Source organism: Baaleninema simplex PCC 7105 (assembly GCF_000332355.1).
Taxonomy (GTDB): domain Bacteria; phylum Cyanobacteriota; class Cyanobacteriia; order Cyanobacteriales; family Geitlerinemataceae; genus Baaleninema; species Baaleninema simplex.
In genome coordinates, this window is record NZ_KB235958.1 from 566,093 (window position 1) to 578,359 (window position 12,267).

At 53.8% G+C, this 12,267-nt stretch carries 13 protein-coding genes; 5 read left to right on the forward strand and 8 right to left on the reverse strand.

From position 1 onward, the window contains the following. The coding region (locus tag GEI7105_RS29020) for an RNA-guided endonuclease InsQ/TnpB family protein (RefSeq protein WP_017659291.1) at positions 1–484 on the reverse strand (484 nt) is incomplete at its 3' end. A 408-nt stretch (positions 485–892) separates the two neighbouring features. Further along, positions 893–1,843, reverse strand: a complete 951-nt coding sequence (ispE, locus tag GEI7105_RS0104470; RefSeq protein ID WP_026097426.1) for a 4-(cytidine 5'-diphospho)-2-C-methyl-D-erythritol kinase — start codon at positions 1,841–1,843, stop codon at positions 893–895. A gap of 78 nt (positions 1,844–1,921) precedes the next feature. On the opposite strand from ispE, the gene GEI7105_RS33115 reads away from it, so the two are divergent. Beyond that, positions 1,922–2,938, forward strand: a complete 1,017-nt coding sequence (locus tag GEI7105_RS33115; RefSeq protein WP_017659293.1) for a hypothetical protein — start codon at positions 1,922–1,924, stop codon at positions 2,936–2,938. 51 nt (positions 2,939–2,989) lie between these two features. Next, positions 2,990–3,799: an MORN repeat-containing protein gene (locus GEI7105_RS0104480; protein ID WP_017659294.1), complete on the forward strand. Its 810-nt coding sequence runs from the start codon at positions 2,990–2,992 to the stop codon at positions 3,797–3,799. A 23-nt stretch (positions 3,800–3,822) separates the two neighbouring features. Here GEI7105_RS0104480 and GEI7105_RS0104485 read toward each other — a convergent pair whose 3' ends face one another. The 6 genes from GEI7105_RS0104485 to hypE all read right to left on the reverse strand — a co-directional run bounded on the left by GEI7105_RS0104485 (position 3,823) and on the right by hypE (position 9,203). Continuing rightward, positions 3,823–4,488, reverse strand: coding sequence for a Uma2 family endonuclease (locus GEI7105_RS0104485; RefSeq protein ID WP_017659295.1), 666 nt, complete (start codon positions 4,486–4,488; stop codon positions 3,823–3,825). A gap of 74 nt (positions 4,489–4,562) precedes the next feature. Beyond that, positions 4,563–5,225: a GTP cyclohydrolase I FolE gene (folE, locus tag GEI7105_RS0104490; RefSeq protein ID WP_017659296.1), complete on the reverse strand. Its 663-nt coding sequence runs from the start codon at positions 5,223–5,225 to the stop codon at positions 4,563–4,565. A gap of 87 nt (positions 5,226–5,312) precedes the next feature. Beyond that, a complete protein-coding gene (locus GEI7105_RS0104495; protein ID WP_017659297.1) occupies positions 5,313–6,290 on the reverse strand; it encodes a CobW family GTP-binding protein in 978 nt (325 codons plus the stop codon). Positions 6,291–6,298: 8 nt separating this feature from the next. After that, the gene (locus GEI7105_RS0104500; RefSeq protein ID WP_017659298.1) at positions 6,299–6,757 is read right to left on the reverse strand and encodes a SufE family protein; all 459 of its coding nucleotides are present in this window, start codon (positions 6,755–6,757) and stop codon (positions 6,299–6,301) included. A 177-nt stretch (positions 6,758–6,934) separates the two neighbouring features. Further along, complete coding sequence (locus tag GEI7105_RS34405; protein ID WP_035492439.1) at positions 6,935–7,408, reverse strand: 6-carboxytetrahydropterin synthase; 474 nt, start codon at positions 7,406–7,408, stop codon at positions 6,935–6,937. Between the two features lie 793 nt (positions 7,409–8,201). Continuing rightward, the gene (gene hypE, locus GEI7105_RS0104515; RefSeq protein WP_051044175.1) at positions 8,202–9,203 is read right to left on the reverse strand and encodes a hydrogenase expression/formation protein HypE; all 1,002 of its coding nucleotides are present in this window, start codon (positions 9,201–9,203) and stop codon (positions 8,202–8,204) included. Positions 9,204–9,551: 348 nt separating this feature from the next. Here hypE and hoxE point away from each other — a divergent pair, with 348 nt between their 5' ends. The 3 genes from hoxE (at position 9,552) to GEI7105_RS33130 (ending at position 12,240) form a co-directional block, all read left to right on the forward strand. Beyond that, a complete protein-coding gene (hoxE, locus tag GEI7105_RS0104520; protein ID WP_026097428.1) occupies positions 9,552–10,103 on the forward strand; it encodes a bidirectional hydrogenase complex protein HoxE in 552 nt (183 codons plus the stop codon). 140 nt (positions 10,104–10,243) lie between these two features. Then, positions 10,244–11,881 (forward strand): NuoF family protein, encoded by a 1,638-nt coding sequence (locus GEI7105_RS0104525; protein ID WP_017659303.1) that lies wholly within the window; start codon positions 10,244–10,246, stop codon positions 11,879–11,881. Further along, complete coding sequence (locus GEI7105_RS33130; protein WP_017659304.1) at positions 11,878–12,240, forward strand: antibiotic biosynthesis monooxygenase family protein; 363 nt, start codon at positions 11,878–11,880, stop codon at positions 12,238–12,240. The genes GEI7105_RS0104525 and GEI7105_RS33130 overlap by 4 nt, the downstream gene beginning before the upstream one ends. The last annotated feature ends 27 nt before the right edge of the window (positions 12,241–12,267 follow it).

Below are 12,267 nucleotides of genomic sequence, written 5' to 3' on the forward strand. Positions count from 1 at the left end.
AATAGCCATCGGCTCTGCGAACCAGTCGAACCCGTTTGATTTGTTCTGTACTGTAAAACGCCAAATCCCAAGTTCCAACCAGTTTTAGTCGTCCTATATTTTTCTTATCCGTAAAGACAATATGCTTGGGGTCGAGTAACTTCCAACCTGAAGTTTTATACTCAACGGAGCGACTGTTTTTCTTGAACTTGGGATATCCTTTTTTGCCAGGAACAGACTTGCGACAGTTCTCGAAAAAACGAGAAATTGCCGACCAAGCGCGTTCGGCTGAGGCTTGACGAGCCGTGCTGTTGAGTTCTCGGGCAAAGCCATACTCTCGAGCCAGGACTCGACAGTATTTGTTGAGGTCGTATTTGTTAACACCTCGGTTATCTATCCAATAGCGCAGTGCCTTGTTGCGAACGAACTGTGCGGTTCGGATCGCTTCGTCAATCGCTGCGTATTGGTGGGGTTTACCTTTGACTTTGAACTCGAGAACAAGCATTGTCGTTTAGCTTGATTGTCCTGAATACTCTAGCACAAAAAACAGGATTGCCAAAAGCCGCCCTAGAAGGCTTGCCCTGCTCGCACTGCTTGCACTGCTTGCACTGAGCTTGTCGAAGTGAGCTTGTCGAAGTGAGCTTGTCGAAGTGAGCCAAGTCGAAGGCTTGCCCTGAGCTAAGTCGAAGGCTTGCCCTGAGCCAAGTCGAAGGGGGCGGGGTTTTAGACCCAAATTTTTTGATAACAATCGATCGCCCGAAAAACGAGATGAGGTGGTGCGGAGATAAGGTGTATCTTCTTCCTTGTCCCCTTTGACAGTCAACAGTGAGCAGTGAACCGCGAACAGTGGAGACACTTGACAGGTAATAGTTTCTCCCTTGTCTCCCCTGCTCCCACTCTCCCCTTGTTTCCATCAAACCCCATCCACTGTACTAATCCCCGTGGGGAAAAACTTCGTCACCCACAAATCTAATTCCTCATCGAGGATTTTCGCTCTCACCGCATCCCGAACCCGACAAGCTTTTTCTTCAGTATCCGTCAAAGCGAACACCGTCGGTCCAGAACCCGACATCATCGCCCCGAGAACCTCGGGTTCGGCCATCGCCTCGCGCAGCTTCGCCACGTCGGGAAATTCGGGAAGAACGATTTTTTCTAAGTCGTTGTACAGCAGTCGACCGATTTTTTCGCGGTCGTGTTTGAAAAGCGCCGAAACCATCGGCCCGGCGTGGACTTCTCGGTGACGTTCGGCTTGCTCGGCTTTGTCCGTGATGTACTGATGGGAGAACCGTTCGCGGAAGGTTTTGTACGCCCAAGGGGTCGAAACAGCGAGGTTACGGAATTTACCCAGGACGACGTGGAGTCCCTCCATATTGGGGAGTGGCGAGATTTTTTCGCCCCGACCAGTGGCGAGAGCGGTTCCTCCGCTGATACAAAAGGGTATGTCCGATCCGAGTTCGGCAGCCAGTTCCTGTAACTCCGGTTGCGTGAGTCCTAACTTCCAGAGTAAGTTGAGACCGACGAGGACGGCGGCAGCGTTGGCTGACCCTCCGGCCAGTCCGGCAGCGATGGGAATCTGTTTGTCGATATGGATTTCGACACCGCCGAGGTTGGCGAAGGTCTCTGGAAACCGTTCTGCCATGAGTCGCGCTGCCCGATACGCGAGGTTGCTGCGATCGCTCGGAACGCCGGGATGGGAACAGCGAACGCGAATCGTATCGGTGGAAATGGAGTGCAGGTCGATGCGATCGACCAAATCCACGCTCTGCATCACCATGGCCAGTTCGTGGAATCCGTCCGGGCGATCGCCGATAATCTCTAAGTACAGGTTAATTTTAGCGGGCGCTATCAGGGAGCAACGTTCCATAAGGTCAGTTCAACGCGAGAATACATAACAAGTAGCATCGATCGAGCTATCGTAGAAGAAGGTTTTTGGAATATGGCTATGCGTCAACGCTCATTTGCGGCATTCGGCCTGACTCTGGCTGTCGTTCTCGGCGGTTGCGGGTCGCCGCCGGAAGAACAAGCGACCCCAGAAGCAACTGAAACGCCTACGGCAGAGGAAGTCCCCGTAGACGGCGAAACGACTGCTGAAGGGGAAACACCCGAGGCTCAACCCTTCGAGACGCCTGTGGTGGAAGAACAACAGCCTATGGCCGCCGCACCGAGCGGTTTGACCACGTCTACCAATCCCCAGGAACGCGCCAGACAAGTCCAACGGGCGATCGAACAGCAAAGACAACAAGCTGAAGATCCCTTTGGCGTGTTACCCATCGAACCCGTCCGCACGGAAGAGGAACTGGAAGAGGTGGCAACGGGCGCTCCCGCTCCCAGAGATGGAGAAACTGCCGATGAGGAAGCTGCCGATGGGGAAACCGTCGCCGTCGGCCCCCCCCTCCCGCCCCTCGCCCCGCAAACCCTCGCCCCATTACCCGATATTAATTCCCAGGCTTTCCGCCTGCCTCGGTTAGAACCCCCAGGCGCTCAAATTCGAGAAGAAGGGGACGGGACGACAGCAGCTGATGGCACCGGAATTCCCGGCAACCTGCCGCCTGCGGTGACTGACGGAACGGGTGCGACAGATGGTGAAGAAATGCCGTCGCAACCTATGGCTCCGCCACCGCCCTCGACGGATTTAGCTCAAGCGGTCGAAGTGACGGGAGTTATGCAATTGGGTAACGAAATTCAAATTATCGTCCAAACCCCCGACAGTCCCTTCGGTCGCTACGTGCGAGTAGGGGATCTTATCGCCAACGGACGAGTTCGAGTCGTGCGTGTCGAACGCTTGCAAGGGGAACCGATCGTGATTTTGGAACAAAACGGCGTCGAGATCGCCCGAGAAATCGGTCAACCGGGCGTTTCGCCAGTTGAGGAAAGTGAAACAGCAGGACTGGCAACCCATCGCAGCGCTTCGGGAAGCCACAAGTTCGGCCAGGCGCGATCGCTCGTTTCAAGTCGTTAAGTTCTAGGTCTCTGTTGCCTAGGTCGTTGGAATGTGAGTTGAGGAGTCGCCATGTTGAAAATCTTTCGTGCGGTTGCAGTGGGATTGTCTAGCCTCAGCGCGATCGCCTTTACCTTATCCGCTGAAGCACAAGAGGGCGTTCGCAATCCCCAGTGTCTCCCAGCTTCGATTCTCGAAACGGGTTCGGGTTACGGACGCTGTAACTACGGCCCCGGCATTAGTTATATCGGAACTTACAGCGACTATCTTCCCAACGGGCGCGGTATTTATACCTTAAGCGACGGAACTCGCTATGAAGGGGAGTTTGTCGATGGCGCTCTCGAAGGACAAGGACGGTTGATTTTGCCGAGCGACGCTCGTTATGAAGGGGTGTTTCGCAATGGAGCGATTCGCCAAGGTACGGCGTTTTATCCCAACGGCGATCGCTATGAGGGACAATTCGGCGTCACGTCTCGCACGGAAGTCGTCACGGAAAACATCATCGTCGATTTGAACGTGGCCGGAAGACCCATTCTCGAACCGCGCGAGACGACTCGACAGTTCGACCGCAGCCAACCGGACGGACAAGGAACCTATACGTTCGCCAACGGAAATCGCTTCGTCGGGGAGTTTTTTGCAGGGGAACCCTTCGGACAAGGGACGTTCTATCACTCGACGGGAACGGTGTGCGAAGGCTATTTCTACACGCGTAATTTCGACGCTGAAAACGCAACCTGCAACTATCCCGACGGTCGCCGCTACGTGGGAGAGTTGAGGCAGGCGCGTCCCCACGGAACGGGAACGATGACCTTACAAGACGGCCGCACGATTCCGGGTGCGTTCCGAGCCGGTCAACCCGTCAATTTTAGCGGTTATCAATAATCTTGTATGGCGACAGAATCGTATCAAATCGAAGTGAGTCGATCGCGAACCCAGTCTCGAAACTCCCGCTTCAAACCACTCATCGACTCAGAGGCCAAACGGGGCAAAAATAGCGCCATTCCTTCTAAAACCGGCATTTCCGGCAGCACCGAGCTTTCGGTATGTTGTCGGTATTGTCCCTCGCACCACTGCCAAATTTCTACCGTTCCATCTCGATATCGCCACAACTCCGGTACGCCTAACTGTGCGTAAGCCTCCAGGCGAGTCGGCGAGGTAATATCCACCTCGATCGCCAAATCCGGTGGCGGATCGACTTGCAAATCGACTCGACGCAATCCCGTCATTCGCGCCGCGTTCTGCACGTAAAAACAATCGTCTGGCTCGATTCCCGCACCGATATCCTCTCGTTTAAAGGTGGTGGAGCCATAGGGTTCCCAGTCCAAATTCAGCGCGTCGAGCCAAATTTCTACCGCGATCGCGATAAAACGCTTTACCTTCTCATGTTCCGGTGATGGCATTCTCAGCTCTAATCTGCCGTTGACGTAAGCCAAGCGCGATCGCGATCGCTCCCCGAACGCACTCGAAATACGCTCGAACTCCGGCCAGTCGATATCGCGCAGTGTCAGCGTTCGACCGGCTGGAAGTTCGATTTTTCGCAGGTCGATCGGACAAGCAGAAACAGTCAACATCAACGTCGATCTCCCGAGCGGACAAAACGAGTAGAGCAAGCAACGCTCGCCCTACTCACCCATCCTATTGAAAATTAGTGGAATTGGGGATTGTGACGAATCAGACTCATGAACTCGTGGCGGGTTTTCGGGTCTTCTGCAAACACGCCGCGCATCGCCGAGGTAGTCGTCCAAGAGCCGGGTTTCTGAACCCCGCGCATCACCATACACATATGAGTTGCTTCGACAACGACCGCCACTCCTTCCGGTTTCAGCACGTCTTGCAGAGCGTTGGCAATTTGTCCCGTCAACCGCTCTTGAACCTGCAAGCGGCGACCGAACATATCGCAAATTCGCGCGATTTTCGACAGACCGATGACTTTTCCGTTGGGAATATACGCCACGTGAGCGTGTCCGATAATCGGTAGCATGTGGTGTTCGCAGGTGCTAAACAGGGTGATATCGCGCACCAACACCATCTCGTGAGAGTCCTCGGTGAAAATCGCACCGTTGAGGAGTTCTTCGAGAGACTGGTTGTAACCCGAGGTCAGAAACTGCCACGCTTTGCTAACTCGTTTGGGAGTATCGCGCAATCCTTCGCGATCGGGATCTTCTCCGAGTTCCGTTAGCAGGGTACGAATTGCGGTTTGCATCTCGTCGTTGGTGACGGCTTTACGGCCGTTTCCATTCCCGTTGGCGAGAAGCTGCTGTTCGAGTTTGTCTGCACCGATTAAGTCGGAAGAATTGGGTAAAGTCATTACGCTGTCGGTCTATCTTTTTACAGTTGCTAGAAAATCAAAGCGGAAATTGGATTCGTTCTCAATTAAGCGGGCAAAAAAAATCGCTCATCGAGCTAAACAGTTCGTTAACTGCTGTTGAATCTGGAGGGCATCGAGATTTCTCCCTATCAAAACGAGCTGGTTTTTGGGTGAATTTTTCCACGGCTCGGTCACCATGTTGTAGCGCTCGCCACAGAGTTGAAAAACGTGACAGCGCTGACTTTCTTTAAACCAGAGAATCCCTTTTGCTCGAAAGACGTTGTGACTGAGTCGGTTAGATAAAAAGGTTTGAAATTTGCTGACTAAAAAGGGGCGATCGCTCTGAAACGAGACTGAGGTAAAGCCATCTGTCAGAACGTCAGAAGTCCCTGTGCCTGAGTTTTTTAAGATCGGTTTACGAGTTGGGGGTGCTGCCCTATCTAGAATAAACTGTAACGGCACTCGTCCGAAACTCGCCTTCAAAATTCTAGCACTTTTTTTGAGCGATCGCAGAAAATTTTCGAGAGTTTCAAGTTTTTCGGACGCCACGAGATCGACTTTATTTAATACGAGAATATCGCTATAGACAATTTGATTGACCGCGACTTCACTCTGACGTTTGACATCCTCGAAGTTTTCGGCATCTACCATCGTGACGATCGCGTCTAAGCGAGTGCGATCGCGCAATCTCTGGCCGGAAAAGGTCACGAGAAGCGGACGGGGATCGGCGACGCCAGTGGTTTCGATGACGATCGCTTCCATTGGGGGCGATCGTTCTAAAACCCGTTCGATCGCGTCTACTAAATCTTCATTAATCGAACAGCAAATACACCCGTTACTCAACTCCACCATGTCCGACGTTTCGGACACCAAAAGCTGGCGATCGATATCGATCTGACCGAGTTCGTTCGCCAAAACCGCCACCCTCATCTCGGGGCGCGTCTCGAGAAGATAATTGAGAAACGTTGTTTTCCCGCTTCCGAGAAACCCAGTAACGACCGTGACGGGAATCTTATCCGAGAAACGTTCGGCGCTTGCACTTCCGGTGACAGTCGGGGTTGACATACCTTGGGTTAGTTCGCCTCTGCGTTCGAGATTTCGCTCGACGCCAACAACAGCGCCTTTTGCTTCATCGTTTTGAAAATGTTGTAAAACCCGTTGGCGCGAGATGGCGTTAAACTCGTTCGCAATCCGGTTTCCTCAATAAAATCCGGCGCGAGTTTCACCACTTCTTCCGGCGTCAAGCCGTTGGTACCTCGAATCAAAAACGCTAATAGTCCTTTCGTCAGTTGCGCGTCTGAATCCCCCTCGAACAGGACTTTTCCCTCGTCGTCCAAGTGTGCGATCACGTAGACTTGCGACACGCAGCCCTGCACCTTATTATCGGGAACTTTTTCAGAGTCGGGAAATTCGGGAAGCTTTTTCGCCAGCCACAACAGTTGTTCGTAGCGTCGCTTAGAATCGCTGGCGCGTTTGAAGCGTTGAACCATCTTATCGAGAGCAGGCGGTAATGCGTTGGCGGGAGTAGTCATCGTTACGGATCGAGGACAGTCCTCATAGTAGTATACAGTTTGTAACTTTTGGTTGCCATTTGGTTAAGAAGCCGCGATCGCGCGATCCCCACTTGCTTTTCAGTCGGTTTTAAGGGAGTGCGATCGGCAAAATCTCTCAAGGATCGGTTAGATCGAGCCACCGGCGATCGCTCGAATCTAGACTAAAACTAACTTAGGTTTAGCCGTTGTTGCAGGGGTAGCAGAATTGCTCGAACGCGTTCCGTAAACCTCACAAGAGTTATTCGGACTTTCGTACAATTTCACCTTCTCTAAGGTAACGCCCAACTGACGTAACGGCTCTTGTAAGATGTCGCGAATGTAAATGGCAATATGTTCCGCCGTCGGCACGCGATCGGCAAAATAGGGAATATCCTTATTCAAAAAGCGATGGTCGAGGGGTTCGATAACGATCTCCTGTAACACCCCATGTAACGCCCCGAGTTCGACCACCATTCCCGTACGAGGGTCGATCGTACCGCGAACCGTCACGTCTAGGTGATAATCGTGACCGTGACCGTGGGGACGCGCGCACTTCCCGTAAATCCCGCAATTCGTATCGTAGTCCAGATCGGGACGGGCGAGACGATGAGCGGCGCTGAAGTGGGTGCTGACAGTCAGACTTGCTTGCATGATGAAGTTTTCGCTCGGCTGACGATACAAAACTTTACTTATTATCCCATGTTATCGAAAATTTTGGGTCTAAAACCCCGCCCCCTTCGACTTGGCTCAGGGCAAGCCTTCGACTTAGCTCACTTCGACAAGCTCACTTCGACAAGCTCACTTCGACAAGCTCAGTGCAAGCAGTGCAAGCAGTGCGAGCAGGGCAAGCCTTCTAGGGCGGCTTTACAGTACAATGGACGTGAATGGTTAAACTGGCTAACGAAACCCAAGTTAGTAAGTTTGCCTAAAACTCCAATTGAATTGGAATTTTGGCGGTGGGACACACCGTTACAGCCTGTGAAGCGAGTGTAAGACTTGAAGGATCTCGATCCGGAGAGCAACTGCGAAAAACTCGAGAGAGAAGGAAGCAGGAACCCAAATCGCGAGGTTTGGGAATCACCGTCCTTCCAGGGCGGTGAGGATGTCAACGCTAACTATTGGCAAATGGGGAGATGAGTACATTGGCGGTGCGCCTCTTTCAGGGAAGAGTTAAGAGTCTAGAGTGAAGAGTTAAAGAGGAATTCCCACTCTACACTCTGCCCTCTGCACTCTACACTGATAAACACGCACCCTTGTATGTGGGCGGTGCGTGACGCGGCAACAGAATTTATCTGACTTCGGCCACAGTACATTGGCGGTGCGTGACAGATCGATCGGTCTCACGTTCGACACCCGATTTTTCAAGTCACGCACCCTACCACTACCACTTCTGTTTGTCGCTGTCCTCACTGTTCCCCGTTCCCTGTTCCCCGTTCCCTCTCAACTAACAAATACGCGGTAACTGCTCCCCACTAAGGAGATCGATCGCCCGCGTGGAACCGATTTGACTGGTCATCGTCACTGGAGGCGACGCGGCTTCTGTCACGACGCCAATTTTCTGAGCGTTGGGTCCTAAAATTGCCAAGGCGCGATCGACATCGGACGGGGGAACGAAGGTGACGAAGCGCCCTTCATTGGCTAAATACAACGGATCGAAGCCCAAAATTTCACAAGCCCCCTGTACGTCTTCCCGTACCGAAATCGCCCGTTCGTCGATGTGGATTCCCACCTTCGCCGCCGTCGCCAGTTCGTGAAGGGCGCTGGCTAACCCGCCCCGAGTGAGATCGCGCAAACAGCGAACGTCGATATCGGCTTCTAACAACGCCAACACCGTTTCGGAAAGGGGTGCGAGATCGCTTTCGATCGCCGTCTCGAACATCAATCCCTCCCGCACGGCCATAATCGCGATCCCGTGGCGGCCGATGTCGCCGTTGAGGAGAACCGCATCGCCGGGACGAATCGCTTTCGGAGAAATGGTGCGATCGCCCTCCACTTGTCCCACCCCAGCCGTATTAATAAAAATGCCGTCGCCTTTCCCGCGATCGACGACTTTCGTATCGCCAGTTACAATTTTGACCCCCACGCGATCGGCCGCTTGGCGCATCGACTGTACCACCTGCCACAACACCGACATGGGCAACCCTTCCTCGAGAATAAAGCCGACCGTCAAATAGAGCGGACGAGCCCCAGCCATAGCCAGATCGTTCACCGTTCCGTAGACCGCCATCGAACCGATATCCCCACCAGGAAAAAATAGCGGATGCACGACATAAGAATCCGTCGTCAGCGCGATGCGATCGCCATTGAGTCTTACCGTCGCTGCATCGTGCAACACGGTCTCAGGAGACCCGAACGCCGGAACGAACACCTGATGGATGAGTTGCTGCATCAGCTTGCCACCGCCCCCATGTGCCAGCAGAACGTGGGGGTATTGCTCCAACGGCATGGGACAGGACAAGTTCGACAGGTCAAACTTATTCACAATTTCCGATCGATTTATTTAAACTTCTTTATATTATCTTAACAAAACCTCTATTGTAACTTCTGTAAAGTTAGTTGATTTTATTGCTCTCAATTACCACAATAGATCCTAGCAGGAATTTTATCGATCGAAGGAGAAAAACAACAGTTCGATTACTTTAATTTTTTCTTAAAGATCGTGCCGAGCTGTTCCAATAAATTCTCCAACCCGACTCTACTTTTCAAGCCGTTCGCCTCTCCCGAAAATGCCTTCAACAGACGACCGAAAGATCGAGTCGCCCGTTTTTTGCTGAAGCGACAGGATAGTCAACCTATGGCCTCTGTAACCTCATCGTCCAAACCCGCCTCCGAAACAGTTGGAACCCCCCCCACAAAAAAAGGATCGTCCGCCCCAGACAAGCGCTTCAAAGTTCTCGACATCACCATGAAGCGCAACCAGTACCGCCAAGACGCCCTGATTGAAATTCTCCACAAAGCCCAAGAAGCCTTCGGCTACCTCGAAGAAGACGTACTCGAATACATTGCCCACCACCTCAAACTTCCCCTCTCTCGCGTTTACGGCGTCGCCACCTTCTACCACCTGTTTTCCCTCAAACCCAGCGGCGCCCATACCTGCGTCGTTTGTTTGGGAACCGCCTGCTACGTCAAAGGCGGCGGCGAAGTCCTCAAAGCCCTCGAAGAGAAAACCGGCGTTGAAGCCGGAGAAACCACCCCCGACGGGCAAATCTCCCTCGTTACCGTGCGCTGTATCGGCGCTTGCGGGATTGCCCCTGCCGTCATCTACGACGGCAAAGTCTCGGGACAGCAAACCGCCGAAACCGCCTGCCAAAACGTCGCTGAATGGCAAGACGGGGACAAACAGTGAAGAGGGAAGAGTCAAGAGTAGAAACGGGGAAAAGAAGACAAGGAGACAAAGAAGAAACGGATTACCGCTCTCCCCATCTCCCCCTCTAAATCTCCCCCTCTAAATCTCCCGCAAACGCGCAACACCCAAGGAGCATTGCTATGGATTGGAGCGAACTCATTGAAATTGCAGAACAAGAGCGCAACGCCCAGAAAGCGATTCGCGTTCACTGCTGCACCTCCACCGGATGTCAAGCCACGAACTCGATCGAAGTCAAAAAACGCCTCGTCGCCGCTGTCAAAGAAGCCGGACTCAACGCCGAAGTGCAGGTGGTAGGCGTCGGGTGTCCCGGCTTGTGCGGTCAAGGGCCGATCGTCGAAATCCCATCAGAAGGGTTGCAATATCAGAAAGTCACCCCCGACCAAGCCGAATCGATCGTTTCAGCCCTCCAAAACGGTGGAGAAGCCGACGCCCTACAAGGCGATCCCAACCATCCCTTTTTCAGCCGTCAAGTCCGAATCGTCCAAGAAAACAGCGGCAAAATCGATCCCGAACGGATCGAAGAATACCTGATGGCGGAAGGCTATCAAGGCTTGCATCACGCCATCTACGAAATGACTCCAGCCGAAGTCGTCCAAGAAATTACCAAATCTGGATTGCGGGGTCGCGGCGGTGCCGGATATCCCACCGGGTTGAAATGGGCGACCGTGGCCAAAATGCCCCCTGGCTCAAAATACGTCATCTGTAACGCCGACGAAGGCGACCCCGGCGCGTTCATGGATCGCAGCGTTCTCGAAAGCGATCCCCACCGGGTTCTCGAAGGCATGGCGATCGCCGGATACGCCGTCGGCGCCACCCAAGGCTACATCTACGTTCGCGCCGAATATCCCCTCGCCATCTCTCGCCTGCACAAAGCCATCCAGCAAGCCAAACGAAAAGGCATTCTCGGGGCGCAAATCTTCGGCTCTCCCGTCGATTTCACCATCGAAATTCGCGTGGGGGCGGGGGCGTTCGTCTGCGGCGAAGAAACTGCCCTCATCGCCTCCGTCGAAGGGGGACGCGGCACGCCCCGACCCCGGCCGCCCTATCCGGCCGTATCCGGCTTGAAAGGCTGTCCGACACTGATTAACAACGTCGAAACCCTGGCGAACATTCCCGCCATTCTCCGCAAAGGCGCCGACTGGTTTTCCAACATCGGCACCGATACGAGCAAAGGAACGAAAATCTTTTCCGTCACCGGGAAAATTCGCAACACCGGACTGATCGAAGTCCCGATGGGGATTTCACTGCGGGAAATCGTCGAAGACATGGGGGGCGGCGTTCCCGGTGGCGGCAAAGTCAAAGCCATCCAAACCGGAGGCCCGTCGGGGGGCTGCATTCCCGAACAGCTTCTCGATACTCCCGTCGATTACGACTCCTTGAAAAAACTCGGATCGATCATGGGGTCTGGGGGCATGGTGGTCATGGACGACAGCACCAGCATGGTGCAAGTCGCGCAGTTTTACATGGAATTCTGTCGCGGCGAAACCTGCGGAAAATGTATTCCCTGCCGGGCTGGAACCGTGCAGATGTACCAACTGCTGACCAAAATCCTCAACCAACAAGCCACCGCCGCCGATGTGGAAAAACTCAAAGAACTCTGTGGCATGGTGGCCGCCACGAGTCTCTGTGGGTTGGGACAAACAGCACCGAACCCGGTCATGAGTACCCTGCACTACTTCGAGAACGAGTATTTGGAGTTGCTGCAACCCGCCTCCGTTCGTCCGAGTAACGGTAAAGTCCCCGTGCGTCCGTCATGACATCCGGTCGGTTCTCGGTTCGCGTGATTTACCGCTGGCGCGTCCGCAGCCATCGCGAAGGTGACTTTGTACGGGCGTGGACGCAAGCGACGCGGACGATTCGCGATCGCGTTCCCGGTGGGCGGGGAAGCTTGCTGTTGCGCTGCCAAGCCGATCCCCAACTGTTCATTGCGATCGCCCGTTGGGACAGCCTCGAAGACTGGCAACATTTTCGGTCCGGGCCGCCCCCCAACCCGAAAGCCTTCGCCACCCTAGAAGCCCTCAGTCACCTGCTGTCTCACGAGGTATTTTACGAAATCGAGGACGACCGATCGCCTCTCTTCCATCCCGACGACCCCAAAGACGAACCTAACGACTGAACGCACTTCCCACTCGACGAAATAAGC